The 25659-nt window shown below is 69.5% G+C and carries 27 protein-coding genes and 1 pseudogene; 15 read left to right on the top strand and 13 right to left on the bottom strand.

The window, feature by feature from the left end; all coding sequences use genetic code 11:
- Positions 1–197 precede the first annotated feature (197 nt).
- The 3 genes from J2W20_RS16565 (at position 198) to J2W20_RS16555 (ending at position 2353) form a co-directional block, all read left to right on the top strand.
- Complete coding sequence (locus J2W20_RS16565; RefSeq protein ID WP_307007962.1) at positions 198–782, top strand: sugar O-acetyltransferase; 585 nt, start codon at positions 198–200, stop codon at positions 780–782.
- Positions 782–1372: a TetR/AcrR family transcriptional regulator gene (locus J2W20_RS16560; protein WP_307007961.1), complete on the top strand. Its 591-nt coding sequence runs from the start codon at positions 782–784 to the stop codon at positions 1370–1372. Before J2W20_RS16565 ends, J2W20_RS16560 begins: the two co-directional genes overlap by 1 nt.
- Positions 1373–1495: 123 nt before the next feature.
- On the top strand, positions 1496–2353 hold the full coding sequence (locus J2W20_RS16555; protein WP_307007960.1) for an aminoglycoside phosphotransferase family protein: 858 nt from the start codon (positions 1496–1498) through the stop codon (positions 2351–2353).
- Between the two features lie 502 nt (positions 2354–2855).
- On the opposite strand, the gene J2W20_RS16550 is transcribed toward J2W20_RS16555, so the two are convergent.
- The gene (locus J2W20_RS16550; RefSeq protein ID WP_307007958.1) at positions 2856–3518 is read right to left on the bottom strand and encodes a TetR/AcrR family transcriptional regulator; all 663 of its coding nucleotides are present in this window, start codon (positions 3516–3518) and stop codon (positions 2856–2858) included.
- A 188-nt stretch (positions 3519–3706) separates the two neighbouring features.
- Here J2W20_RS16550 and J2W20_RS16545 point away from each other — a divergent pair, with 188 nt between their 5' ends.
- From J2W20_RS16545 to J2W20_RS16535, 3 genes are all read left to right on the top strand, one after another.
- Entirely contained in the window at positions 3707–4495 is a 789-nt protein-coding gene (locus J2W20_RS16545; protein ID WP_307007956.1) for a sigma-70 family RNA polymerase sigma factor, read from the top strand.
- 182 nt (positions 4496–4677) lie between these two features.
- Positions 4678–4992 carry a hypothetical protein gene (locus J2W20_RS16540; protein WP_307007954.1) on the top strand — a complete coding sequence of 105 codons (315 nt, stop codon included), beginning with the start codon at positions 4678–4680 and terminating at the stop codon, positions 4990–4992.
- Between the two features lie 280 nt (positions 4993–5272).
- On the top strand, positions 5273–5944 hold the full coding sequence (locus J2W20_RS16535; RefSeq protein ID WP_307007952.1) for a response regulator: 672 nt from the start codon (positions 5273–5275) through the stop codon (positions 5942–5944).
- A 456-nt stretch (positions 5945–6400) separates the two neighbouring features.
- On the opposite strand, the gene J2W20_RS16530 is transcribed toward J2W20_RS16535, so the two are convergent.
- A complete protein-coding gene (locus J2W20_RS16530; protein WP_307007950.1) occupies positions 6401–6862 on the bottom strand; it encodes a hypothetical protein in 462 nt (153 codons plus the stop codon).
- A 293-nt stretch (positions 6863–7155) separates the two neighbouring features.
- On the opposite strand from J2W20_RS16530, the gene J2W20_RS16525 reads away from it, so the two are divergent.
- On the top strand, positions 7156–7362 hold the full coding sequence (locus J2W20_RS16525; RefSeq protein WP_307007948.1) for a hypothetical protein: 207 nt from the start codon (positions 7156–7158) through the stop codon (positions 7360–7362).
- A gap of 558 nt (positions 7363–7920) precedes the next feature.
- Here the strand turns inward: J2W20_RS16525 and J2W20_RS16520 are convergent.
- Positions 7921–8886: a metal ABC transporter solute-binding protein, Zn/Mn family gene (locus tag J2W20_RS16520; protein WP_307007946.1), complete on the bottom strand. Its 966-nt coding sequence runs from the start codon at positions 8884–8886 to the stop codon at positions 7921–7923.
- A gap of 195 nt (positions 8887–9081) precedes the next feature.
- Here J2W20_RS16520 and J2W20_RS16515 point away from each other — a divergent pair, with 195 nt between their 5' ends.
- The 3 genes from J2W20_RS16515 to J2W20_RS16505 all read left to right on the top strand — a co-directional run bounded on the left by J2W20_RS16515 (position 9082) and on the right by J2W20_RS16505 (position 12439).
- Positions 9082–10443 (top strand): YibE/F family protein, encoded by a 1362-nt coding sequence (locus J2W20_RS16515; protein WP_307007944.1) that lies wholly within the window; start codon positions 9082–9084, stop codon positions 10441–10443.
- A gap of 83 nt (positions 10444–10526) precedes the next feature.
- Positions 10527–11618 (top strand): permease, encoded by a 1092-nt coding sequence (locus tag J2W20_RS16510; protein ID WP_307007942.1) that lies wholly within the window; start codon positions 10527–10529, stop codon positions 11616–11618.
- 8 nt (positions 11619–11626) lie between these two features.
- A complete protein-coding gene (locus J2W20_RS16505) occupies positions 11627–12439 on the top strand; it encodes a TIGR03943 family putative permease subunit (RefSeq protein ID WP_307007940.1) in 813 nt (270 codons plus the stop codon).
- Here the strand turns inward: J2W20_RS16505 and J2W20_RS16500 are convergent.
- Positions 12424–12999, bottom strand: coding sequence for a hypothetical protein (locus J2W20_RS16500; protein WP_307007938.1), 576 nt, complete (start codon positions 12997–12999; stop codon positions 12424–12426). The genes J2W20_RS16505 and J2W20_RS16500 overlap by 16 nt on opposite strands.
- 284 nt (positions 13000–13283) lie before the next feature.
- On the opposite strand from J2W20_RS16500, the gene J2W20_RS16495 reads away from it, so the two are divergent.
- The gene (locus tag J2W20_RS16495) at positions 13284–13529 is read left to right on the top strand and encodes a recombinase family protein (protein WP_307007937.1); all 246 of its coding nucleotides are present in this window, start codon (positions 13284–13286) and stop codon (positions 13527–13529) included.
- Positions 13530–13652: 123 nt separating this feature from the next.
- Here J2W20_RS16495 and J2W20_RS16490 read toward each other — a convergent pair whose 3' ends face one another.
- From J2W20_RS16490 to J2W20_RS16475, 4 genes are all read right to left on the bottom strand, one after another.
- On the bottom strand, positions 13653–14105 hold the full coding sequence (locus tag J2W20_RS16490; protein ID WP_307007935.1) for an SRPBCC family protein: 453 nt from the start codon (positions 14103–14105) through the stop codon (positions 13653–13655).
- 193 nt (positions 14106–14298) lie between these two features.
- Positions 14299–15678, bottom strand: coding sequence for an FAD-binding oxidoreductase (locus J2W20_RS16485; protein ID WP_307007934.1), 1380 nt, complete (start codon positions 15676–15678; stop codon positions 14299–14301).
- A gap of 606 nt (positions 15679–16284) precedes the next feature.
- A complete protein-coding gene (locus tag J2W20_RS16480; RefSeq protein ID WP_307007933.1) occupies positions 16285–17097 on the bottom strand; it encodes a DUF2182 domain-containing protein in 813 nt (270 codons plus the stop codon).
- Between the two features lies 1 nt (position 17098).
- Positions 17099–17704 carry a DUF1326 domain-containing protein gene (locus J2W20_RS16475; RefSeq protein ID WP_307007932.1) on the bottom strand — a complete coding sequence of 202 codons (606 nt, stop codon included), beginning with the start codon at positions 17702–17704 and terminating at the stop codon, positions 17099–17101.
- Between the two features lie 211 nt (positions 17705–17915).
- Between J2W20_RS16475 and J2W20_RS16470 the strand changes: the two genes are divergently transcribed.
- A complete protein-coding gene (locus J2W20_RS16470; RefSeq protein ID WP_307007931.1) occupies positions 17916–18401 on the top strand; it encodes a hypothetical protein in 486 nt (161 codons plus the stop codon).
- Positions 18402–18620: 219 nt separating this feature from the next.
- On the opposite strand, the gene J2W20_RS16465 is transcribed toward J2W20_RS16470, so the two are convergent.
- The 3 genes from J2W20_RS16465 to J2W20_RS16455 all read right to left on the bottom strand — a co-directional run bounded on the left by J2W20_RS16465 (position 18621) and on the right by J2W20_RS16455 (position 21873).
- A complete protein-coding gene (locus J2W20_RS16465) occupies positions 18621–19700 on the bottom strand; it encodes an aminoglycoside phosphotransferase family protein (RefSeq protein ID WP_307007930.1) in 1080 nt (359 codons plus the stop codon).
- An 80-nt stretch (positions 19701–19780) separates the two neighbouring features.
- A complete protein-coding gene (locus J2W20_RS16460) occupies positions 19781–20437 on the bottom strand; it encodes a flavin reductase family protein (RefSeq protein ID WP_307007929.1) in 657 nt (218 codons plus the stop codon).
- Positions 20434–21873, bottom strand: coding sequence for a purine-cytosine permease family protein (locus J2W20_RS16455; RefSeq protein WP_307007928.1), 1440 nt, complete (start codon positions 21871–21873; stop codon positions 20434–20436). The genes J2W20_RS16460 and J2W20_RS16455 overlap by 4 nt, the downstream gene beginning before the upstream one ends.
- A gap of 102 nt (positions 21874–21975) precedes the next feature.
- On the opposite strand from J2W20_RS16455, the gene J2W20_RS16450 reads away from it, so the two are divergent.
- Positions 21976–22620, top strand: a complete 645-nt coding sequence (locus J2W20_RS16450; protein WP_307007927.1) for a GntR family transcriptional regulator — start codon at positions 21976–21978, stop codon at positions 22618–22620.
- Positions 22621–22719: 99 nt separating this feature from the next.
- On the opposite strand, the gene J2W20_RS16445 is transcribed toward J2W20_RS16450, so the two are convergent.
- Positions 22720–23112 (bottom strand): hypothetical protein, encoded by a 393-nt coding sequence (locus J2W20_RS16445; protein WP_307007925.1) that lies wholly within the window; start codon positions 23110–23112, stop codon positions 22720–22722.
- 43 nt (positions 23113–23155) lie between these two features.
- Here J2W20_RS16445 and J2W20_RS16440 point away from each other — a divergent pair.
- Positions 23156–23677, top strand: a pseudogene (locus tag J2W20_RS16440) (ABC transporter ATP-binding protein); the annotation flags it as partial.
- 949 nt (positions 23678–24626) lie between these two features.
- Here J2W20_RS16440 and J2W20_RS16435 read toward each other — a convergent pair.
- Positions 24627–24899 carry a hypothetical protein gene (locus J2W20_RS16435; protein ID WP_307007924.1) on the bottom strand — a complete coding sequence of 91 codons (273 nt, stop codon included), beginning with the start codon at positions 24897–24899 and terminating at the stop codon, positions 24627–24629.
- 221 nt (positions 24900–25120) lie between these two features.
- Between J2W20_RS16435 and mscL the strand changes: the two genes are divergently transcribed.
- Positions 25121–25510, top strand: a complete 390-nt coding sequence (gene mscL, locus J2W20_RS16430; RefSeq protein WP_307007923.1) for a large conductance mechanosensitive channel protein MscL — start codon at positions 25121–25123, stop codon at positions 25508–25510.
- The last annotated feature ends 149 nt before the right edge of the window (positions 25511–25659 follow it).

Below are 25659 nucleotides of genomic sequence, written 5' to 3'. Positions count from 1 at the left end.
GAAAACGGAGCCAGGAAGCCACGAGGCGCCGCCGGGATCACCTTCCCGGCGGCGCCTCGCCATGCCCACTTGACAGCGGACTACTCCATATCAGGCGTCCTATCAAGGAACCTCTGCCAAGACAGGAAGCATGCGGGCTTCTCGAAAGGGCAACAGCAGCTTTCACATTCAGCCCTCGGATGTGTACGGTCGTACGCATGAAGGACCACTTCGAGGGCGATGCCCGCACGAACCGGGAGCGGATGCTCGCCGGGGACCTGTACCTCGGCGGTGACGACCCGGAGAGCGCCCGTATCGGCCAGCGCGCGGTGCAGCTGGCGGACGCCTACCATCGGGCTGCTGTCGCCGACGAGGCCGCGGCCCGGCCCCTGCTCGAGGCTCTGGTCGGCACGCTGGGCGAGCGGGCCTTCGTGAAGCCCCCGCTGTACGTGGACTACGGCGAGAACCTCCACATCGGCGCGCGCACGTTCATCAACTACAACCTCACCGCCCTGGACGTCGCGACGATCACGATCGGGGACGACTGCCAGATCGGCCCCAACGTCCAGCTCCTCACTCCGACTCACCCGCTCGAGCCGCAGCCGCGCCGGGACCATCTCGAGGCGGCAGCCCCGATCACGATCGGCGACAATGTCTGGCTCGGTGGAGGCGTCATCGTCTGCCCCGGAGTCACGATCGGGGACGACAGCGTCATCGGCGCCGGGGCTGTCGTGACGCGCGACATCCCCGCCGGCGTCCTGGCCGTCGGCAACCCCGCTCGGGTGGTCCGGTCCATCGCCTGATGGGCACGGCAGCGCAGGGCGCCGCGCCCAGGCGGCGCTCCGACCCGCAGCGCCGCACCCGCATCATCGAGGCCTGCCTGGAGGTGATCGCCAGAGACGGGGTCGCCGGCACCTCGCACCGCCGCGTCGCCGCGGCCGCCGACGTCCCGCTCGGGTCCATGACGTACCACTTCGCCGGGATGGAGGAACTCCTCATGGAGGCGTTCACCCGCTTCGCCGACCGCGCGGCCGACGAGTTCGACCGCCGCATGGGGCAGGCTGCCACCTTCCAACGGGCACAGCAGGCCATCGCTGACCTGATCAACCAGGACCTGACCGCTGATCCCCACGCACTGGTGATCACCCACGAGCTCTACACCCTCGCCGCACGCGAACCGGCGTTCCGGACGATCACCCAACACTGGATGGCCCGCAGCCGGCAGGCCCTCGGCCGCCACTTCGACCCCCTCACCTCCCGGATCCTCGACGCCCTCATCGAAGGACTTGCCCTCCACCGTGCCTTCAACCCGGACACCGGGGACGAGACCGCACTCGAGGCCGTCCAGCGGCTCACCGGCCCCCCGACAGCTCGTCCGGATAGCGGGCGCTAGGAGTGCCCCACACGAGGTCCCGTCAATGGAACCTGTGGTGGGACGCCGAATGTGGCTATGAGGGATCCTTGTCGGGTGGTCTCTCAAGGTCAGGACGGACGAGCCGGGGTTGATGCTGGACTGGTGGAGCGGCTGATCGCTGCGCAGTTTCCCCATTGGGCGGGCCTTCCCGTGCGACCCGCGGAGCCCGAGGGGTGGGACAACCGGACCTACCGGCTCGGAGAGTCGATGTCGGTCCGTCTGCCCACGGCTTCTGGCTACGTGCCCGCCGTGGCGAAGGAGAGCGAGTGGCTCCCTCGGCTGGCACCGCATCTGCCGGTACGGGTTCCGACGGTCCTGGCCGTGGGAAGGCCGGGCGAGGGATACCCGTTCCCATGGTCGGTCCGGGGCTGGATAGATGGCCAAGCGGCAGACCGGGCGCCGATAGGGGACCTGCCGGGATTCGCGGTTGCCGTTGCCGAATTCCTGCATGCCTTGGAAGCCTGTGAGGCGGAGGACGCTCCTGCCGCGGGTGAGCACAGCTGGTTCCGCGGCGCCGCGCCCGCCCATTACGACGACGAGACCCGCTATTGTCTCCGCGCCCTTGAGGGACGTATCGACACGGCAGCAGCTGAATCTGTCTGGGCCGCCGCGCTCGAGGCGGATTGGACCGAAGAACCGGTGTGGTTCCACGGCGACGTCGCAGCGGCAAACCTGCTGGTAGCGGACGGCGAACTGGCGGCGGTCATCGACTTCGGGACGTCCGGAATCGGCGATCCGGCATGCGACCTTGTCATCGCCTGGACCATGTTCGCCGGCGAGAGCAGAGAAGCCTTCCGACGAGCGGTTGCACAGGACGATGGAATGTGGGCCAGGGCCCGCGGCTGGGCACTCTGGAAGGCACTGCTCGGCCTCGCCGAATCCGATAGCGCGAATCCGCACGATGCCTCGAACCTGAGAATCGTCGCGGATCTGATCGAGGACCATGCCCGCATGAGCTGAGGACGGAGAGCACCCCCATACAGAGAACTCTGAAAGTGCCGGGGACGGACGCCCGAGGCCACAGCGGACGGCTTCGCCGGATCAAAGCTCGGCGCGCGGGTGAGCGAGCACGGGCGGCGGACCGGCGTGAGAGGCTGGGCGGACCATGGCCTTGGCCCTGCAGGGCTCCTGGGGAGGGACTGGTCGGTCACGGCCTGACCCGGGACCCGAATGGTGGGGCGGGACTTCTTCCCCTGCGCAGGCCACCGATGCACCGGCAGGGTGGGCGGAGGCGCCCTGGCTCCCTGCATGCCCCGTAAAGGTCGGTGGGCCGGCAGGGCCCACCGGAGCGCTCAGGCGCGTTCCGGCCCGTTGGAAGGCCCGGTTCTCCCGGGTGGGCCGAGGACGCGCCGCCCCACCGGGTCCCGCGGGGGCCACTGCGGGTGAGTGTGGGGGCGTGCAGATGATGACGGGGAACGCCGCAGTCGCCAGCCTCTTGCCGGACCGCTGCCGTGCCCTGCCGTCAGGCGCTGATGCGGTGCTGCCGCTCCTTGTGGGGCCGGTGGGCTGCGGCACGGTTCGACGGCCCAGGCTGGGGGCGGTGGAGGTTGATGAGGGCGCGGGCGAGCTTGCGCGCGCGGGCGGCGGCGCGCTGGTCGCCTTCCATGGAGGCGACCATGGCGCCCTTGGTGAGGATGTGGAAGGACCAGGCGAAGCCCTCGGGGTCGTCGAGTCCGGCGCCCGCGGCCAGGACGGCGAGACGGCCTCGGACGTTGGCCAGATGGGCCATGGCGGCCTGTCCCAGGTGGTGGTCGGGTCCGAACTCGATCACCACGTGGAGGAATGTGGTGACCTCGGCCGCGCCGCGGCTGAACCAGTCGTCCAGCACGGTGAACGCCGCCAGGATCGCGTCGTCGGGGTTGTGCGCGCGGGCGATGGCGCCCTCGATGGCGTCGTGGCGGACCTGATACCAGCGGTCCATGTAGGCCAGCACGAGCGCGTCCTTCGAGGGGAAGTGCCGGTAGAACGTCGCCTTCGCGACGCCCGATTCGGTGATGATCTCGTCGATTCCCACGGCCCTGACCCCGCGCCGCGCGAAGAGCCCATAGGCCGTCTCGAGGATCCGCTCGCGCGCCTGCGCCTGTTCCGCGGCCCCCATCGTGGTGCCTCGGTTTCTGTCTCCCATGGACAGGAGAATATTTCGATCGTGACTAGACAGACAAGTCTGTCTGCACATATAACTCTCGCAGCGGCACAGACAGGTCTGTCTCGCAGTCGAAAGCTTGAGGGCAGCTGATGTGGCGCCGTGAGGCGTTCACGGGCGTGGAGAGGTAGGTCGCTGTGAGTGGTGTGAGTCTGGAGATGCGCCCCGCGGTGCGTCTGGAAGCCGTCCCTGCCGTCGCGGGCTGCGGGGATGCCGCTGGCGACGGCGCTGGCGGGCTGGCTGCCGAGGAGGCTTCTGCGGGGTCGGCGGACCGCCAGGCCCGGACCGCTGGCCTGGTGCTCGAGCACCTGGGGCTGGCGGATGCGGTGGCGCGCCGGTACCGGGTTCCCGGGCATGACTTCGAGGACATCCGGCAGGTTGCCCGGATGGGGCTGGTGATGGCGGCGCAGCGGTACCGGGAGAATGCCGGACACGGGTTCGTGCAGTACGCCGTCCCCACCATCTCCGGGACGATCAAGCGGCACCTGCGCGACCAGTCCTGGGTGGTGCGCCCGCCGCGGTCGCTGCAGGAGCTGCGGCTGGGCGTCAAGGAAGCGCGCGGGCGGCTGGTGCAGGAGCTGGGCCGCGAGCCGTCCCCGGCAGAGCTCGCCGAAGCGGCCGGGTGCAGCCCGGAGCAGGCCGCCGAGGCACGCAGCCTCGGTGCTGCAATGGCCGCTGCTCAGATCGAGTCCTTGGACGACTCCGCAGATTCGGACGGCGAGCGGATGGGACACGTCCTGCCCGTGGTCGACCCCGGCTTCGAGCAGGTCGAGGAGCACCAGATGGTCGCCGCCGCCCTCAGGGGCGCCACCGACTTCGAGCGGCGCCTGCTGAAGCTGCGGTTCGTGGACGAGATGAGCCAGCGCGAGATCGGCGAACAGCTCGGGGTGTCCCAGATGCAGGTCTCGCGCCTGCTGGGCCGGCTCCTGGACCGCATGCGCCGCCAGCTCGCCGCCTGAACACCGCCACCCCGCGCCGACCGCCCTGGCCGTTTCACCGGGAGGTGCTGGACCCCACGCAGCGGGGCAGCCCACCGAAGGCCTTGCCGGGTCTCCGCGGAGGCATCGGCCATTTCGATGGAGACAGATCGCCGCTTGTTGCGGCGGCAGCCTCACGGTGGGCTGCGGAATGGGAGACAGAAGTGCAGCAGGACGTTCCGAGGGCGCAGGAGGTCCTCGTCCAGGACGGCGGCCGGGAGATCCACGGCTACGCCGTCGGCGTCAGCGGAACCCATGTCGAGGTCGTCTGGGCTGTGGCTTCGGGGCGGCAGCGCCGCAGGAGCTTCCCTGTCGACGACGTCTTCCTGCCCTCCCACTCCAGGCAGTGGACGGGCGAGCCGATCGCCGCCGAAAGCCTCCATCTCGCGGCCCATGCCAACCGCATCCGCGCGGCGGCCCCGAACGGCAACGCCGCAGGGCACCCGCACTGGACCGTCCCGTCCGATCACGCGGCGTAGCCCCGCCGGTCACCCGGGTGCTGCAGACCGGCCAGCCCGTTCAGTGGACGTTCATCACAGTGCGACACGCCACACTACGTCTCGTACTGGCCCGTAATGGACAGCGGTTCCTAGCATGGCCGCGGGTCGAGAACTGCGCCTGCTGGGGAGCGTTGAACCAGACCGGCTCCCCTTCCGTGGAACCCCTCGAACGGGAACGGATCGGCGCGTGCCGCACCCCGCGTGCCGTGATGACGGCAGCTGCCGCCCGTTTGCGAGGGCAGAGCTTGAGGCGTGCAACATGGACAGCTGCGACAAGACGGCCGAGACCATCCGGGTGTACCTCCTGGACGACCACGAGGTGGTCCGGCGGGGCCTGAGGGACGTGCTCGAGGGCGAGGGCATGGCCGTGGTGGGCGAGAGCGCCACCGCCGCGGAGGCCGCGGCGATGATCCCTGCCCTCCGCCCACATGTCGCGGTCCTCGACGCCCGCCTGGCGGACGGGACAGGGCCCGACGTCTGCCGGCGCGTCCGCTCCGTAGACCAGACCATCAGGTGCCTGATCCTGGCCGAGGACCACGTCGATCGGGGGTTCCGGGACGCCGTCCTTGCGGGGGCATCCGGCTACCTCCTCAAGGAGCTCACGGGCCACGACATGGCTGACGCGGTCCGCCGGGCGGCCGCGGGAGAGGCCCTCATCGACCCCGAGGAGGAAGACAGGATCCTCACCGGCGCCATCGAGACGACACCGCTCAGACTGCCGGTCTACGACGGGCTGACGCCCAAGGAGTCCCGGGTGCTGGAACTGCTCGGCGAGGGGATGACGAACCGCCAGATCGCCCACGAACTGGCCGTCGCCGAGAAGACGGCGAAGAACTACGTCTCCACGGTCCTGACCAAGCTCGGCCTCGAGACCAGGACCCAGGCGGCCCTGTACGTCGCCCAGGCCCAACGGGAGAGGCAGGGCCCGTGAGGCCGGTCAGGCTGTGGTACGGCGGCTGGGCGAACGTGGGACAAGGGCGCCGATAGGGCCCATCCCGCGTTTTTTCGGCTCTGGGATGAGGGGCATGCATGGACGACACGATTGCAGTGATTCGGGCACGGTCACCCTGGCCGCCGCCATTACGCTGTTCCTCGCGCTGGCGTTCATTGGGGCGCTGGCGGTCGCCGGCTGCCTCCGGGAGTGATCGGCGCTCTCCAGGCTCGCGTCGTACTGCTTGGCTGGTGGCTGGGATGGCGAAACCAGCGCGCGCACGCGCTGGCCCGCGGCGGGCTTTTTTCGCCCGTCGCCACCCGCCCCGGCGTTGCTGCTGTACACGGCCAGAAACAGGCGGGAGGCCACTACAGCGAGCCGGACACGTCGCGACCCAGCCTCCCGGTCGGCCCTCGGGCCCTGAGTGAGGGACTACCCTTCGGGCTGGCCCCGCCCTCAGGCCAAGGACCACGCGTTCACGCGGTCGATCCTCACCCGCACGTACTGGAAGTCGGGCGCGGCGTCTCCATTGGGGCCGTACTGGGCATGAAACGGTCCGTCGGTGATGGCGTTGCGCAAGTGCAGCCAACGCCTGTCGGCTGGGTGCTCGGCGTGGGTCCTCCTGCCGTTTTCCACAGCTGCACTGAGTACCGTCTCGTACGCGTCTCCGAAGGCTTTCGCTACAGCGGGCTGCGCGCCTTCCGCTCCGCGAATGCCCTCGCACACGCCCAGAAGCCATGCCTCGAAGGGGATGGCCTCTCCGCGCACCACGCTGCCGCCTACGCTGACGGTGATCAGGAACGATGCCCCCGGCCCGTTCTCGTCGTTCACCCCGAAGAACAGGTCCATGACTGTGGCCAATGCGTCGTCGGGGAACACGCGCGCGCTGACGCCGTCGATCTCGCCATCAATGTCCAACGGAACCTCCGCCCCGGAGTGAAGACCCCACCAGATCCACGTAGCGAGCCTCCCACATACCTTGGCGGATGGCAGCACGTCCTTCGGAATGCGGAGAAACCATGTTCGAGGACCTCGTACTGGCCTAGGGAAGGTGCCCCCGGCTCTTTCCCGGCCCGGAGTCCGTCAGGCGGAAGGCCGCACGCGGCGAGGGCGGCTGCCGCCCGTTCCAAGCAGGGCTGAGCCAGAGGCGTGCAACGTGGACCGCAGTGACGAGGCCATCGAGGCGGTCCGGGGGCCTCGAGACGGCCGAGTTGAGGCCTCTGCTCTACGAGGGCCTGACGCGGAAAGAGTCCCGGGTGCTGGAGCTGCGGCAGATCGTCCACGAGAGGGCCCGGGCGGAGAAGACGGCGAAGAACTACGTCTCCATGGTCCTGTCCAAGCTCGGCTTTGAGAACAGGGCGCCGGCGGCCCCTTACATTGCCCAGGTCGAATACCAGAGGCAGCGTCCGCGCCCCTGAAGCCGGCGGTCGGCATGAGCGCCGAACCCACTGCCCCCCGGAAGCGGCGCGTCCACGTCCTTCCCGCAACGCTTCTGGCCCTGCTCGGAGAGGACGCGGTGGGCGCGCCTGGGCACATGGGCGGTCCCTGCTGCCCCTCGGGCCATTCGGCGACCGCAGGAGCCCATGCACCTGACCAGGATGATGTGCCCGGAAGCGGCGCCGGGACAGGGCCATACGTCCGGCTCGCTCACCGCGTGGCCAACAGGGCGCCCCCGACGGCGCTGCCGCGGACAGGACCGGATGCTGTTCAACCTATAGGCCCCTAGACCCACTTCCTCTGCCCCGCCCGGCGGGCGCTTACATGAGGTCGCCCGCTGTCTGCCCGTGCCGGGCCTGCCGGTAGGGCACGCGGAGGTCCGGCCTGGAACGGATCTATCTCGCGGCCATCACCCTTCGGCGTGGCCGCAGTCGGCAGGGCTCTCCATCGGGCACGGCTTCGGGACGCCGCGACGCTTGCCGCGCTAGCGCATATCGGCGCCTCGTCAGAGGGCACCCCGCGCCCGATCGCATGGGCGGCTATTTGGATGTGCCGAGGGCGGTGCTGAGGGCGTCTGCGTTGTCGATCATCCAGGTGATGTAGTCGGTTCCTTCGGGCATGGTCTCGGTGAAGTCGACGACGGGGACATGGGCGTCCTGGGCGAATTTCTTCAGGGCCTGGGTCTGGGGTGTCTCGGTCTGGGGGTTGTGGGCGAGGAGGGCGACCTGGTGGGTGCTGATGAGGTCCTGCATCTGCTTGAGGGCGGCTGGGGGGACGTCGTTGTCTGCTTCGACGGCGGCGCTGAATGCGGCGGGTGTCCTGTTCTGCAGTCCGGCGGCCTCGAGCATGTACAGCGGGACGGGTTCGGTCACGGCGACGGCCTGGGAGTGGTGGGCGGCCTTGATCGCGGCGAGCTTGCCGGTGATGGGCGCGAGCTTGGCCTCCCATTGGGAGGCGCGGTCCTTGAAGGCGTGGGCGTCGGTGGGGTCGAGGGCGCCGAGCCTGTCGGCGATGGAGCCGGCGACCTTCTTCATCGCGTCGGTGCTGTACCAGATGTGCTCGTTGAACTCGTCCTTCCCGCCGGGGCCGGCGGAGGGTGAGCTGGTGGCGAGGCCGGAGGCGTCGACGGCGTTGACGAGGCTGCCGGAGGGGAGCTTGGCCTCGTCGGCGAGCTTGAGCATGAAGTCGTCGTAGCCGTGGCCGTTGAGCACGACCAGCCTGGCCTTGGACACCGCGACGCGGTCCTGGGTGGTGGCCTCGTAGGAGTGCGGGTCCTGGCTCTGCTTGGAGATGATCGAGGTGACGGAGACCTTGTCGGCTCCGACGGCCTTGACGATGTCGCCGTAGACGGAGGTGGAGGCGACGACCGGGATGGACCCGGAGCCGCTGCCCTGGGCCGCGGTGCCCGGCTGGGTGCTGCAGGCTCCGAGCAGCAGGGCCCCGACGACGGCCGGGGCGACGAGGGCGAGCTTCGCCAGGGAAGGGCGCGGGGAGTGGGTCTTCATGGCGGTGGTCCTCAGGTATCGGATGCGGCAGGATCGCTACAGATGATAATCGATCTCATTAGCGGGTTTCACTCCGGAGCGGCTCCACGTGCCGGATTCGACTGATCCCCTTGCCGTCGTGCGTCTGGCCTGGTGGGTCGGGCCGGTGCCCGTGGGCCGGCGGCCGTAGGCTCGGGGCATGAGGTTGTTCTTCTGATGGGGCAAGGGCATTCCCATGCCCCGGCGCCGGCTGCGGGGCTGTCGCCGGCGGCGCGGGCGGGGCGGCGCAGGGCCCATGTCCTGCTGATGGCGGTGCTGGTCCCGCTGGCCGGGCTGACGGTGTTGGCGATGGTGCTGCTGTGGCCGACGGGGGACCGGGGCGCGGTGCAGGTCGGAAGCCCCTACACGGCGGCGCCGGGGGTCACGTTCGACACCGGCACGGTCAAGATGGCACGGATGGAGGACTGCCCGTCGGCGGGCCCAGCTCAAGGGTCGGGCGGGGTCGCTGCGCGGCAGTGCCTGGTCGCCCATACGCAGCCGGACCGGGGCGGGGCCGAGGTGCCGGTGGAGGTGACACCGGAGATCGCCAAGTCCCACGGGGTCAAGGCCGGGGACCGGATCCGCTACCTGAACCTCTCCGGGGTGACCTCCACCGGGTCGGTGTACATGTTCACGGACTTCGTGCGCACGGTGCCGATGGTGCTCCTGGCCCTGCTCTACGCCGTCGTCGTCATCGCCGTCGCCCGCTGGCGGGGCCTGCGGGCGATCGTCGGGCTCGGCGGGGCGTACGCGGTGCTGGCCGTCTTCGTGCTGCCGGCCCTGGTGGAGGGGCGCCCGGCGCTGCCGGTGGCCCTGGCGGGATCGGCGGCGATCACCTTCGGCGTGCTGTACTTCGCCCACGGGTTCTCGGCCCGGACCTCGACGGCCCTGCTGGGGACGCTCTTCGGGCTCGGGGCCATCGCTGCGCTGGCGGACTGGGCCACCGGGGCCGCGTTCCTGACCGGGACCGGGGACGAGAACACGTACCAGCTCATCAACGGCGCGGGCAGGCTCTCGGTCTCGGGGATGATCACGTGCGGGCTGGTCATCTCGGGCCTGGGGGTGCTCAACGATGTGACCGTCACCCAGTCCTCGGCGGTGTGGGAGCTGCACGAGCTCGCCCCGCACACCAGCGCGCGGAGCCTGTTCGCCTCGGCCATGCGGATCGGCCGGGACCACATCGCCTCCACCGTCTACACGATCGCGTTCGCCTACGCCGGGGCGGCCCTGCCGGTGCTGATCCTGGTGATGCTCTACGACCAGCCCCTGCTCGATGCCCTCACCTCGGGGCAGCTGGCCGAAGAGGTCGTCCGGACCCTGGCAGGGTCCATCGGCCTGGTCCTGGCCGTTCCGGTGACCACGGCCGTCGCCGTCCTGATCGTCAAGGCCAGCACCAGGGCCAAGGACGACTGGCTCCCACCCGCCCAAGGCCCCCGGCCCGCCGCCGGGGAGGACCGGGAGGCTGCGGCTCCCGCGGGCGTGCACGAGAGGAGGCGGGGGCACCGGGAGGCCGAGGCCCCAGGAGTACCCGCCAGGTGATGCCTTCCTGAGGCTCCGGCCGGGGGCTGGGGGAGGGGCTTCGGGCCCTTGCCGCCCTGCCGGGCCGGCCGTAGCCTCGCTGCATGTCGCAGCCGGAACCGGACCGGGACAGCGTCGCCCTGCCGGCCGGGAGCGGGCCCGAACCTCCGCCGCCCGAGCAGGTGCGCCGGGCGGAGGCCCTCGCGCGCACGGCGGTGTTCCTCGTCCTCGCCGCCGTGGTCCTCGTGCCCGTGCTGATCTTCCGCGCGTTCATGCCGTCCGCCACCGCAGGGCTCGAGGGCGCGGCGCAGGACTTCTTCACCCTCGCTGTCTCCGTGGTGATCGAGTCGGTGCCGTTCGTCTTCCTGGGCATCCTCATCTCGATCGTGGTCCAGGTCTGGCTCCCGCAGGACCTGCTCCTGCGACGCCTCCCCTCCCGTCCGGCACTGCGGCGCCTGACACTGTCCTTCCTCGGGATCCTGATGCCGGTGTGCGAGTGCGGGAACGTCCCGCTCGCTCGGGGCCTGGTCTTCAACGGGCTCACGGTCGCGGAGGCGATGACGTTCCTGTTCGCCGCCCCCATCCTGAACCCGATCACCATCGTCACCACCGGGCAGGCCTTCGGCTGGGACAGCCCCGTCCTGGCCGCGCGCGTCGCGGGCGGGTTCCTGATCGCCAACCTCGTCGGCTGGCTCTACGCCCGCCATCCCCGCCCCGAGGAGCTGCTCACCCCGGGGTTCCAGGCGGCCTGCGCCGCCGACAGCCGCCACCACCGGGACGGCCACGGGCGGGAGGGCAGGGTCCGGCGCAGCCTGGAGCTCTTCGCGCACGAGACGAACGCCATGATGCCGGCCCTGGTCATCGGCGCGGCCTTGGCCGGGCTCGTCCAGGTCTTCGTCTCCCGCGACGCCCTCGTCGCCCTCGGCGGCGACGTCATCTGGTCAGTGCTTGCCCTGATGGCCCTGGCCTTCATCGTGGCCCTGTGCTCGAACGTGGACGCCTTCTTCATCCTCTCCTTCGGCAGCACCTTCATGCCCGGCGCGATCGCCTCGTTCCTGGTCTTCGGCCCGATGATCGACGTCAAGATGCTCGCCCTGCTGCGCACCACCTTCACGGCGAAGACCCTCGCCGCCCTGACCCTCCTCATCGGCGGGTGCGCCGCCGTCCTCGGATGGGCAGTCAACCTTGTCGTCTAGGAGCGCCGATGCTTAGGGGATTCGCCGGCAGGGCCGGCATCATGCTCAGCCTCACCGCCGTCGCCGCAACCCTCTGGCTGGCCGCCACCGGGCGCCTCGGCCTCTACATCAACCCCGGCTATGCCCCGTTCGCCACCATCCTCGCCGTCGTCGGCGGCGCCCTGGCCCTCGGCGCCTTCATCCTCCTCCCAGCCCAGCACCCCCACGAGCCCGACCAAGACGATCTCCGGGACATGGCCGCGCAGAGCCTCGGCGACGACCGCATCCACGTGGGTGAGGGGGACAGTGCGGCCGGACCCGGCCGACTCCGGGCCGCCGGGAGCCTCCTCATGGTGGGCGCCGCGGTCGTCGGGCTGCTCGTCCTGCCGCCCAAGACCCTCACCTCCACCGCCGCCGGGCAGCGCAACCTGAACGTCTCCGGAACCCTCAGCCGCGCCCAGACGAGCAGGCTCGCCGGCCAGGACCCTGCCGGCTACACCGTTCGGGACTGGGCATCCCTGCTGCGCTACGACGCCGCCGCCGACCCAAAGCTGGGCGGCCAGACGGCCACGGTGACCGGGTTCGTCACCGGAGACCGGACCGACCCGGCCGTCTTCTTCATCACCCGGTTCGTCGTCACCTGCTGCACCGTGGACGCCCAGCCCGTAGGCGTCCCCGTCTACCTGCCCGGGTGGCAGCGCCAGTACAGGCCCGACCAATGGGTCACCGCCACCGGCAGATTCCAGCAGAACCCGCACGCCACCAAGGACGCCCCGGTCGTCATCACCGCCGACCAGATCACCGAGACCGCCCAGCCCAAACAGCCCTACCTCACCCGATAGACCAATCCCCAGGACAGGCCGGATCGCCGGGCGCGACCGGGCCATGCCTCGGTCCTGTGCGTCGGCCTGCGCTGGCCGTGAGGCGCGGGCGCCTGGCCCACCGGCGGCGACTGCCCAGCGGTCCGAGAGGCGGTCCGCGGCGACGGCGGCCAGGACCGTGAGGAGGGCGGCTGCCACATGCGCGACCACCAGCAGGTGCACATCGAGCGCCGCCCCGGGCCGGCAGGGACGGCCGCGGGGCCGGCGCTGGGAAGGCCGTGGCTGTGCACGTGCCCGGCTGCGGGCAGGAGCGGGGCGTTCGGGCCCGCTAGGGCGGTGAACAGCAGGTGCAGGACCTGCTGGAGCGCCCCGGAGCCGATGCCGATGGCCCAGGAGGGGAGCTGCAGGTGCGCGACGGCGGCCGCGAGCAGGCTCGTCACCGCGGTCAGGGCCATCAGGACCGTCACCGGGGGCGGGGCACCACCGGAGACGATATGGGCGGCGAGGCCGAGTCCCACCGCGGCCGGCCCTACCGTGAGCGCGGCCGCGGCAGTCCTCCGCCTCGCCAGCACCGTCTCCATGCATACTCTTCGAAACGGTCGCCCACTCCGGATGGGGCCCGCTGCACGCCGGACTGCGCCGGCGAACCGGGGGCCTATTCGTTGCGGGCGTCGGCGAGGGCGTGGCGGACGAAGAACGCGCCGACTGCGACGGCGACGAGTGCTGAGCATGTCGATGCCCAGCGGCATGTCCTTTCCGCGGCCGGTTGTGAGCGGGTCTTCGTCGATTCAGCCTCCGGGAAGCTGGTGTCCCGGCCCGGGCTGGAGAAGGCGCTGCTGCCGGCGAACAGGGCGGGGACCAGTTGATGGTGACAAAGCTGGACCGGCTGGGCCGGTCGCTGGAGAACCTGATCGAGGTCTCGAAGCAGCTTGAGGCCAAGGGTGTGGACCTAGTGGTGCTGGATCAGGGCATCGACACCTCGACGCCGAGCGAGCAGCCCGACGCACTCTCAAGGTCCAGCTGGCCGTCTCATCCGACGGCCTTCTGGACTAGACCCCCGCGGGTGGGAGCGTCGCTCCGCAAGGGAGGGGCCGCTGCCGCGCCCAGATAGTCTCGTTAGAGGAACGACTGATGATGCAGGGCGGCCTGGGGTCACGCAGTCCTGCTCGTCTGGTCGCGCCGGACACGGCCCGGCGCGCTGTGGGGCAGCGCGCAGGTACGGGGCTTGTTGAGTTCACTGCGGGTGAGGCGAGGCGTGCCTCTCGAGTATGGCCTTGAGCCGCTGGAGCTCTTTGGCGGTGGTGCGTCTGACGATGATGGCCATGAGGGGGTCTGCGAGTGCTGCGATGCCGGTGGGGCCGCCCTCGTTTCGCAGTGTCATGAGGGTTCCGTCTGCTGTGTCCTGCCAGCTGTAGGTGGTGCGCATCGGGAACGGCCCCCGTGCTGTGGTCATGACGAGCCGCTCGCTGGGGACGAACTCCTCGACGCGGTAGGTGTAGTCGAGGGTCTTGCCCAGGAACCGGGCGGTGAAGTCGACTTCGCTGCCCGGCGCGAGCGGCTTCGGCGTCCGGTACACCGAGGCGACGATGTTCTGGTACCACTCGGGGGCAGTCTCCGGATCTGCGGCGTAGGCGGCGACCTCGGCGCGCGGGCGCCGGATGGTCGTGGAGACTTCGACGTCAACCATGGGGGGCACCCTTCCGGTAAAGGCGATGAGCTGGTCCAGGAGATGCTACCCCTGGCGAGGGCCGGGACCTCACCCTCGAGGGTGATGGCATGAGCTCACGCTCGGGTTCGGTGCCATCGGCTGTTCCTGGCCTGACCACTCCTCGTGCTCCATGAGGCTGCCGCGGGCCTGGTGGAGCATCGAGAGCGTCAGGTCAGCGGCTCTCGGCCGGGGCGGGTCTGATGTTCTGGTTCGTGTGGAAGACGTTCTCGGGGTCGTACTTGGCCTTGATCTGGGCGAGGCGGTCGTAGCGGCTGCCGTAGGCTGCGCGGGTGCGGGCTTCGCCTTCGTCGTTGTGGAGGAAGTTCACGTAGACCCCGCCGGTGGCGTGGGGCTCCATCGCGGTGAAGTAGTCCCTGCACCATGCGATGTCAGGGTGGGACGGGCCTCCGGCGGCCCAGGCGGCGCTGATGTTCATGGCGTGCGCCGCGTCGCGTCCGCTGGCCGCGGAGCTGTCCTTGGGGCGTGCGGTGATGGCGCCGCCCATGTGGAACAGCAGGGTGTAGGAGGCCGGGGAGCTCTTGGCCCAGGAATGTTCGAGAAGGACTTCGACGGCGGCCTCGGTGAGAGGAGGGAGGTAGTGCGATTTCCAGTAGTAGCCCCAGTGGTGGGGGACCCCGGCGTCGAACATGGCCTGGTGCTCGACGTACGGCTTGTAGCCGACGAAGTCGGCGGCGGGCGGGCCGAATGCTCGCAGCGGCCGCAGCAGATCCTCGCCCTGGCGGGGGTCGCCTACGTAGAACGGGATCACCAGCAGCACCTCGGTGCCCCGCAGGTGCGCGGGCACCCAGCCGAGCGGCGGGGCAGTGCGCAGGTTCAGGTAGACCGACAGCTCGTCCGGGGCCGTGGCGATGAACTCGCGGTAGAAGGCGATGGCCTCCCGCGCCTGGTCCGCGCGGAACAGGATGGGCCCCGCCAGGACGTGGGTGCCGAGGCGGTGGAGCCGGAAGCGGAACTCGGTCACGATGCCGAAGTTTCCGCCCCCGCCCCGGACGGCCCAGAAGAGGTCGGGGTTCTCGTCCTCGGATGCCCGGACTCGGCTGCCGTCGGCAAGGAGCATCCTGACGGAGAGCAGGTTGTCCGAGGTTAGGCCCCAGTGCCGGCTCAGCCAGCCGAAGCCGCCGCCCACGGTCAGCCCTGCCACCCCCGTGTGGGTGACGATTCCTGCCGGCACGGCGAGCCCGTGCTTCTGGCTGGCGGAGTCGACGTCGCCCCACAGGGCGCCGGGCTGGACCCGGGCGGTCATGCCGTCCGGGTCGACGGCCACGCCCCTGAGGGCCGAGAAGTCGGTGACGACCCCGCCCTCGGCCAGCGCCGAACCTGAGACGTTGTGCCCGCCGCCGCGCACTGAGAGCGGAATCTTCCGGCTCAGCGCATACTTCAGCGCGGCGGACGCGTCCTCCTCGTCCGCGCAAAGGGCGATCAGGGCCGGGTGCCGGTCGATGGCCCCGTTCCAGATCCTCCGGGATGCGGAATACCCTCCATCCGTGGGTCGCAGCAATTCGCCCCGGAAGCCCGATAACTCACCGTCCATGAGGGCATGATCAGAGGACATGCCTCGCCTGGCAACATCCCACGGCTTCGAATTCACGGCGGCGAGGGCCGCCCCGCGGCCGGCCGTTCGTCATGTACGGCCGCGCAGGGGGCTGCTGCCCCCGCAGGCTCACGCGGGTAGGGAGGCTCGGGGTCAGCAGTCCTTCGGGCTGGGACCCTCGCCGGCGACGTTCGTGGTCGTGGGAGTCTAGAGCTGCTGTTGAGGCCATGGAGTACAACGGACGTTCTGCTGTTCTGCTGCACACGCTGGTGATCCTCGCCGAGGCGTAGGTTCTGCTCCGCCGCGACGGGGAGGGCGCAGCATCCGAGGGAGGGGTCATGGCGCCGTCGCCAGGCAGGTGGCCGCGTCCGCAAAGGTGCGTCCGGGGCGTTTGGGCCTCCAGAGGAAGGGCGCCTTGGAGGACATGACGTCCGATCGTGAACATTTGATCCACGGCCGGCGAGGGTCGGAAGCTGTGCCTTCTGCGGACGCGCCGATAGATACCGTTCGCGGGGCCGCCAAGGACCGCATGTCCTAGAGAGCGCAGGGCCGCACGGTCAGTCCTCCCGAACCCCGTCGACTCCGCCAAATCCGGTTGCGGACGCGTCAGGGGGTCCCAAACGGGGTGCTGTTCAGGGAAATGGAAGCTGACGGCATCGTTGGAGAGGAGTGAAGTCCTGGCAGTAGGGCCGGGTCTGCCGGGATGAAGAACGCGAAGACGATCAGGGCGACTCCGACGGCCCTGCTGAGCGCGCGGCCGTGGCTCCAGGTCTTCTCCAGCAGCACCGTTGAAGCGATGACGGCCATCCATGCGAGGTTCGTCAGGCCGACGGCGGTCAGCACTGCCATCAGACCCCAGCAGCAGCCGATGCAGTACACGCCGTGGTAGAGGCCGACGCGGATGTCGCGGAGCCTGCCCCTGTAGGCGGCGACGTGGAGGAGGAAGGCTATCGGCGAGCGGCAATGGCGAAGGCAGAAGTCCTTCAGCGGGGTCAGCTGGTAGATGCCGGCGGCCGCCACGATTCCGGCCCCCACCCACGGCGCCACCTCCGGGGCGTCCATCGCCAGTTGTGCGGCCAGCAGCGCGGCTGCGAAGGCGAGAGCGCCGAACAGGGCCCAGGAGACGAGGTAGCCGAACACCAGCGCTGCGGTCCGCAGTGCGCGGACCGTCGCGTTCGGAGTGGCCCGGAGAGACCGCAGGTATACCGTTGTCAGCGGCGTCAATGCCGGGAGCATCATGGCGGCCATCATGAGGGTCCAGGCCGCGAGGAAGACCCCGAGGCCCAGTCCCATCGTCCCTGGCCCGGGGGGCATGTCCCGGGCTGAAAGGACGGTGAAGTACCAGGCGACGGCCGCGCAGCCGAGCAGCGCCAGCAGGGCGGGCTGGCTGCGGACCGCCAGATGTGCCTGCCCCGCCATTTCAGGCCGACCAGGCGAACGGGGCGGAGAAGGAGTTCTTCCCGGTGTTGTCCCATGACAGGCCGAACACGTCCACGGTCGACGTGGTGGCTCGCCCGGCAGCCAAGGTGTCGGCGGGGAATCCGACGCCGCTGACCTTCACGCCCGCTCCGGTGGCATCGAACCGGGAGACGAAGTCCTCCACGGTGATGTCGACGGCATCGGCGATCCGGACGCTGTGCTCCCGGCCGTTGTTTGCGTAGGCGATCTCGCGGGACTCCTGGCCCAGCATTTCGCCGACCAGCGGGGCGAGGCCCTCCATGGGGCCGCCGAGCTGGCCGCCGAAGACCGCCCCGAGCGCTTGGGCCTGCTCCGGCGATGCCGCAGCGTCCATCAGCACGCCCATCTTCCAGCCGCCCTCATCCATCAGCGCGGGCGAGTCCGCCACGACGCAGACATTCAGGCCGCTGACGTCGACCCCGTTGACGTCGCCCTTGTCGATGTGGAAGGTCAACGCTACCTTGCAGCGGTCATTGTCGGCGGGCGCCGTTAGGCCGGAGGTCGAACAGGGACAGACCATATCGCAGTTGCAGTTCTCGAAGTAGGTGCCTTCGATTTTCCATGCCATTTCGGCTCCTTCCAGGACCGACCCACCCCCGTATGGAACCCCTCGATCGGCACTGTCCTCCCGACCTCGCGGGAGGTCAAGAGGCGAAAGGCGGCAGTTGCCGAGGGGTGCTCGAAGAAGGTTCGGCGGGTCATCCCCTGTACGGAGCGCCCCACCGCCGAGAGCGATCCGATCCTCTGGGATCGGGCCCAGGGCCGCGGATACTCGTGGCATGGATCCTTGCTGCGGTCCGCGCGACTCCCGCCGGTACGACGCGGTGTTCGATTCCGTGTTCTCGGCAGCGGTCGCGCGGCGCTACGCCCGACGCGGCCTGCGGGCTCTGGAGCGGGGGATCGTCGACTTCGTCGTCGGCGCCGGGATCGTAGGGGCTTCGGTGCTTGAAGTGGGCGGCGGCATCGGGGAGATCCAGCTCGAGCTGCTCAAGCGCGGGGCTGCCAGGGCGGTGAACCTCGAGCTGTCCGCGGGGAACGAGGAGGACGCGGTTCGGCTCGCCGAGGCAGCCGGGGTCGTCCACCGGCTTGAGCGGCGCGTCGGGGTGGATCTGGCTCTGGCACCCGGCGAGGTCGAGGTGGCCGATGTCGTCGTCCTCCATCGCGTGGTGTCTGATCCCTCATCGGACGATCGACCGGGCAAGCGCCCAAGCAAATGCCCACAGCCGATGACCCCGAGGTCGCCGATGTCCGAAGTGCACGCTTGACCGCACACCACCGGCCACCGCGGGCACTCACTTGGCGGCAGGCTGTCTGCCGGCAGCAGCCCTCGGTCACGGAACCAGCTGGACACATGCGCTCATCAAAGGAACCCATGATGGGACGTCAAGTGTGGTCCTGAATCAAGCCGTCACACCGGTCGTGGACGGAAGAGGGGCCTGCAATGAGACACCTGAGTTCGGTGCGGCGCTGTCGGCCGCCGCTGCTCAGGGCTTGGGGTGCAGGGCGCGCTGCGCGGCCTCGAGCAGCACGTCGATGAGGGTCATCAGCTCGTGAGTGGAGTCTTCGGCCGTTTCGTCCGGCCTGCTGCCGCGCCGCAGGCGGTGACCGGTGCGGGCCGAGGCCGCGACGTCGACGATGAGCTTCCAGCGCAGGGCGACCGCGGCGTCGACCCCGCGGCGGACGTTTGAGGGCGAGATGGTGGGGTCCTCGCTTCGGGCGCCCTCGGTGTACGCCGCCACGGCCTCGTCGAGGAGGTGGACGACCACCGATGCCGTGGCATCACCGCGCCGGACTGATGAGAACAGCAGCGAGGCCAGGTCTGCCCCTACCGGGCCGGGTCCAATGGTCTCCCAGTCGATCAGAACCGTGGTTCTGGAGACGAAGACGTTGGCTCCGACAGCGTCGTGGTGGCACAGCGTGTGCGGCAGGGACTCCAGGATCCGTCGGAGGCGGGGCTGGGCCGCGACGAGACGCTGCGCGGCTGCGAGGCGATCGCCGAGCCGCGCAGTCATTCCGGGGCCTCGCTGGCTGAGTGTGACGAGCCCGGCCGGCACGGCCTCGGGCTGGCTGTGCCTGTCGATCCATCCGGTGAACAGCCACGGTTCGACTGCTACCTGCCCGTGCCACCGCCCGGCCATGGCGCCCAGGTCGCCAGCGGCCTTCAGCAGGGACTGGGCATCAAGGGGGCGCGGCCCATGGTGTGGGACCTCCTCAAGCCACAGGACCAGCCTCCCGTCCGCACCCTCCTCCGAACCGTAGAGCCGAGGGGCCCTGACCGATGCCGCCAGCTCGTCTAGAAGCCCGGACTCGTAGGCCCGGAACTCCCGGGCACCGTTGTCCAGCAGGTACGGCTGGGCAAGCCCGGGCCCTTCGGTGGCCTTCTCAATCAACGACCAGGAAACTTGGTCACCGCCCACGAGGGCGTATCCGTGGACCCGGTGCACCGCACGGTGGGCCAGGAAGGCGTCGTACTCGAGTGCTTCCCGGCGCACGTCCACAAGTCCCTCGACCTCGCACGACAGGGCCGCTGCAACTGCTGCCCTCAGAGGGTTGTCACTGCTCACAGCTCGAGCGTAGGCCGCCCGACCTGGGCACAGCCGCGGCCCCTTGCCCGGAGGAGAGCAGGGGCCGCGGGTCCTCGGTCTCAGGCGGGCTGGCCCGTAAGCCCGTACGACTCGGCTTCGGATGCCTCGGGGACGTTCATCTCGAAGGTCTCGGTGATGGAGGTGTAGTCGTGGTAGCCCATCCGTGCCAGGGGCCGGATCTTCTCGATGTCGAGGCGGCCGTCCACGGTGATGACCTCGTCGTTGATGTGGATCCGCTCGACCTGGGCGAAGACGATGTCGATGGTGCCGACGTTGGAGTTGCCCGTCATGCGGTGAGTGGAGAGGTAGCGGCATTCGAAGTGGACCGGGCTCTCGGCCACCATCGGCGTGGGGGAGAGTTCGGCGTAGCGCTTGGTGATGCCGGCGCGGTCGAACTCGCTCTCCTGGAATGGCAGGGCCATGGCACTGATGTTCACGGCCTCGCGGAGGTCGTAGGTGGCCATGTTCCAGACGAACCAGCCGGTCTGCTCGGCGTTGAGCACGGTGTCCTTGCGGCGCCCGTCCGGGTACTGGTTGGCGCTGAACATCACCATGGGCGGGTCGAAGGTCAGGTTCTGCCACTGGCTGTAGGGGGCGAGGTTCTCGACCCCGTCGGGGCTGACGCTGGAGAGCCAGCCGATGGGACGCGGGACGGTGCAGCTCTTGAACGGTGAGTACTGCATGGGGGCGCGCTCGGTGGACGGGTCGTACTTCACAGGGTCTCCTCAAGGGCGACGGCGGGGGCCGGGTTCTGGATGGGCTGGCTTGGGCTGTCGGCGCGGACGGCCTCGGCCGTCTGGAGCCGTACGGTGCGGGATGAGAAATAGTAGAGGCCGCCGGCAACGACGAGGCCGATCAGCCAGGCGATCTCGGCGCCGCCGAGGAGGTCGGCGATGGGGCCGACGTAGAGGGTGCTGTTCATGAACGGGATCTGGATGAGCACGCCGACGGCGTAGGCGAGGAACGCGCCTTTGTTGAAGCGGCCGTACTCGCCGTCGCGCAGGAAGAGCTGCGCGACGTTGTACCGCTCCTTGCGCACCCAGTAGTAGTCGACGAGATTGATGGCAGACCACGGGGTCATGAAGTAGAGCAGGAACAGCAGGAAGTCCGTGAAGTTCGCCAGGAAGTTGCTGCTCGCTGCGAGGGCGATGCCCAGTGAAACCGCCGAGATGGCAACGACGTAGACGGAGCGCTGCCGCGGTCCCACTCGGTTCTGGCCCACGAGGCTAGTGATGATCGTGGCGAGGGACATGTACCCCCCGTAGGAGCTGAGGGTGTTGCCGGTGAGCTTGCCGAGGATCACGGCGAGCAGCACCAAGGGCCAGACCGCCCCGCCGAGCCCGGCGAGGTAGCCGACCTGGTCGTGGCCGAACGCCTTCCCGCCCAGGGCCGCGGCGAGGGCGCCGAGGGTCATGGCGAGGGAGCCGCCCAGGACGCTGCCGAGGAACGTCCACCCGATTGTGGCCTTCTTGGGGGTGCTCTCGGGCAGGTAGCGCGAGTAGTCGGCAATGTACGGGCCGAAGGTCAGCTGCCACGAGGCCGAGAGGGAGATGCCGAGGACGAAGGCGGCGCCGTCGAACGCCGGCGTATCGGTGACTGCGCCGATGTTCTTCTCGGAGATGATGCGGACGAGCAGAATCACGAACACGACGGCGCTGAGCACCGCGGCGACGTGGGAGAACCTGTGGATCCAGCGGTAGCCGACGATCGCCAGGGCGGTGGACATGAGCGCGAAGACCATGGCGCCTACCTGGGCCGGAACGTGGAAGAGCGTCCCGATGGCCTGGCCGCCGAGGACGAGGCCGGTGGCGTAGAAGCCGACGTAGATCATGAGCGCGAGGATGAGGGGGAGGATCGCGCCGAAGTAGCCGAACTGGGCCCGGCTCTGGATCATCTGGGGCACCCCGAGCTTGGGCCCCTGCGCGGAATGCAGGGCAGTGAAGAAGCCGCCCACGGCGTTGCCGAGGATGATGGCCGGGATCGACCAGAGCGCGCTGTTGCCCAGGATGACGAACAGTGCGCCGGTGACCACGGCGGTGATGGAGGTGTTGGCAGCGAACCAGACGAACATCAGGCTCCGCGGTGAGCCGTGCCGTTCCTCCGGCGGGATGAAGTCGATCGAACGCCGTTCGACCCTGACGGTCTTCGCCATTGCAGACCTATCTGTAGGGGGTTTTCGGTGCCCGTATGAACGGACCAGACCAGTATGCGACCGATATACCGGTTGCACAAGGGCTCCGGCTAGAGTGGATGCATGATGCAGCAAGGGAAGGCCGCGCACGCCTACGAGGAGATCGAGCGGCTCATCGTCCTCCAGGAGCTCCCGCCGGGCTCGCTCGTGTCCGAGGCCGTGCTGATGGAGAAGACGGGGCTGGGCCGCACGCCGGTGCGGGAGGCCCTCCAGCAGCTCGCGCGCAACCGCATGGTGGAAATCCATCCGAACAAGGGAGTCTTGGTCCCCCCCGCCTCCGTTGAGGCGCAGCTGCGCATGCTCGAGCTGCGCCGGGTGCTGGAGGCCCTGGCCGTCCGGCTCGCCTGCCAGAACGCGGGCCGGGAGGACCGCGCCCGGATGGAGGCCATGGTGGACCTGCTGCAAGCAGACAGGCTCTCCCTGGCCGAGTACGCCGAGACCGTCAAGGACACGCACCAGATGATCGTGGAGGCCAGCCACAACGAGTACCTCGCGGACGCGATGGCACCCCTCCAAGGGCTGTCCCGGCGCTTCTGGCTCTCCCACGTGCGCGACGAGGAGGGCGAGATGGCCCGCGGCACGCAGCTGCATCTCGCCATCCTCCGCGATGTCCTGGCCCGGGCCGCCGACGCCGCCGAGAAGTCCTCGCAGGCCCTCAACGACTACCTCGTCGAATTCGCCTACGGCACCCTCCGCAGTCAGCAATAGGGCTAGGCCGGCGCCATCCAAGCCCCTTTGTGGGCTGCACGTGACGAAGTCGACGTCGGCCAACTCGACAGGGGCGGAGGGATGCGGACTCTGCTGGGGTCAGAGGTCGTTGAGCCGGTTGATGTAGTCGGCCATTCCGGGCACGGTGAAGGCCACCCGTCCCAGGGCCGGCGGGTAGATTACGCCCTGCCTGATCAGGGCCGCGCGGGTCATGGTCATCGAGCTGGGTTTCCTGCCGGCACGTTCGGCCAGTTCACCTGTGCTGGATCCTGCGTCGCCGTCCTGGGCCATCAGGCGGAGGAAGTCTTTTTCGGCCCTAGTGGTCCGTTCCCAGCGGGTGAGAAAGAAGCCTTGGTCGAGCTGGGCGCGGCCGAGTTCGATGGCGATTCTGGCGTCCTCAACGGTGATGGTCTTCTCGGGTGCGGTGTCCCAGGCGGCCTTGCCGTATTCCTGGATGAAGTAGGGGTAGCCGCCGGAGGCGGCCAGCAGCATTTCGCAGGCCTCCGGGGTGTATGTGGCGCCGTATTTGGCGGCCGTCCGCCCGACCCGCGACCGCGTGCTCATCGACGGCACTGATGCCACCGGCCTCGGCGACAGGGACGTGACGGCGCTGCGCCGGGAGAAGGTCGGCATCATCTTCCAACAGCCGAACCTGCTCCCGTCCCTGACCGCCCTCGAGCAGCTCGTCATCGGTGACCACCTGCGTAGGAAAGCCACCAAGGCAGCCCGGGCCAGGGCCGCCGACCTGCTCGAGGTCGTGGGCCTGGCCTCCAGTGCGGGCAGGCGCCCTCACCAGCTCTCAGGCGGCCAGCGGCAGAGGGTCAACATCGCCCGGGCGCTGGTGGGAGAACCCAAGGTCCTGCTCGTGGACGAGCCCACGGCAGCCCTCGACCACGAACGCAGTGATTCGATCGTCCGCCTGCTTCGTCGCGTCACCGACGACTTCGGGGTAGCAACCGTGATGGTCACCCATGACACCGAATTCGTCCCGCTGACCGACGCCGCCGCCACCATGCGCGACGGCAGGTCCACCGCCCCAGTGCTCACCGACGCCTGACCTCCCTCCGCCGCTCGAGGCGCAGGCCGGCCGCTGTGGCCCGTCCCCCATTCGGGCAGCCATCGACACGCTGCGGCCACGGCGAGGAGCTGCGCATCTCCGAGGCGGTTCCCGTTAGGGGACGTATTTCTGGATAGACAGGTGTGGTCTTTAATCCTCGTCGCGGTCGAGTACGTCCGCAGCGTCGAGAGAACCGGCTCTCGAGGCTGAACAGGCTGACATGCCTCCCTTCGGGCCCCCGCCGAGCGGGCGTGGACACATCCGGGCGTTGGCGATGCTGAACCGTTTGGCTCGCGCAGTGAAGTTCCGGGGTAGCGGGCAGGGAGAGGCGCTCTGTCTAGGGATTTCGGGCGCGCGCGTCTTGTGTTCTGGCTCCTTCTTGGGCGACGGCCGATCGGTGCATGAGGCGTGCATCACAGTTGATATGGTTACTCCTGTGTGGCACCTGCCCGGGGCCAGGGGGCCCAGTGCAGAAGCAGTTGCCGGGCCGGCGGTCACCCGGGGAAGGCTGTTCTCTCCCCTTCCCCGGGCATCGTTGCCAGCACCCGCCATCTCTGGCCGGTCCGCCCGTGGGCCGAAAGCCTCTGCGGCCTCAGTCGGAGACTAGCCTGGCTTTGGAGGTCGCCGCTGCCGCCGGATGGATGGGAAGCCGGCGGCGCCGCCCCCTCGGCGCCCACCTTCGCTGGGCAGGGCGAGCGCCTCACCCTTTGAGCACACGCCTCCTCTCGGATGGGCGGGTGCCTGAACGTCCAGCCGCAGCCGGGTTTGGTGCACGTGCAGGCCCGTTCAGGTTCGGAGCCCACGAGGTGCGCAGGGCTCCACTCCGATCATGTTGCCGCGGCCATTGCGGACCGGGCACGGCCAACCCGCGGACCGATACTCTGGCCGAAGAAGCTGGACCTGGAGCCCCCACAGCGGGGCGGCTCGTCAGGGCCGTGCACGAGCCGTCCTACCAGGTCCGCGAAGAAGCCCCCGGGGGCAGGGGCGCTGGGACCGAGCGCGGTACCGGCTGCCCGGCGGCCCTCGAGCACGTGCGGACAGATTCCCAATGGGCGAGGTCGGCGAGAAGGTCCTGGCCGGTGAGGTCGTCCCTGAACCGCACACAGGCGGCCGCCTCGATGGCGAGGACGGTCCCGGTGCGCTCCTCGGTGCCGCCCAGGAGGGCAAAGCGGTCCCCGACGCGGAGCACGAGGTGAGCCGCCGCTGCGATGATCTCTCCCACGCCCCGCCCCCGTCTCCTGCCCCGGGGCTCCGCGCGGTCCCGGCAGGGTCACTTTATCCCTTGCCGGTATGACCCCAGGGGCCTCGGAGGCGCCCCGGTATGGGGTTCTCGCGCCCCTGGTGATTCCCGGGGCCCGGACAAGGGAACGGGCGACCTCCCGCCGTGTTCTGGCTCTGCTGGCTCCTTGCGCCCGACAGGGTGGGTGGGTCTAATATCTGCCCATGCTGAGCGGATTCAAAGCTTTTGTCATGAAGGGCAATGTCGTCGACCTCGCGGTGGCGGTGATCATGGGCGCCGCCTTCGGCGCCGTGGTGACCTCGCTCGTCCAGAACGTCCTGATGCCCCTGATCTCCCTGGTGTTCGGCCAGCCCAACTTCGACAGCTTCCTCGTCTTCGGCCCGGTCAAGGTCGGCGCGTTCATCACCGCGGTGGTGAACTTCCTGATCATCGCCGCTGCCATCTACTTCATTGTCGTCGTGCCGATGAACCACATGATCGAGCGCCGCAACCGCCGCCTGGGCATCAAGGAGGAGGCGGCCGAAGAGCCGATCGACCCCCAGATCGGCCTGCTGACCGAGATCAGGGACGCCCTCCTGGCCCAGCGCCGCTGACAGCGCGGCGGACCGCCGGGGAGCGTAGGGCTGGCGGCCGCCGGAGTTCTGGACGCGGCCGCTTCCTGGGCCCCCCCGGGCGGCAGCCAAGGGGCATGTCGGTGCGGAGGGGAAGGGTGGAAGCGGGGCCAGAATGCTCCAGCAGGTGA

The organism is Sinomonas atrocyanea (genome assembly GCF_030812675.1).
Classification (GTDB): domain Bacteria; phylum Actinomycetota; class Actinomycetes; order Actinomycetales; family Micrococcaceae; genus Sinomonas; species Sinomonas atrocyanea_B.
This window is presented reverse-complemented; position numbering and strand designations above follow the sequence as displayed.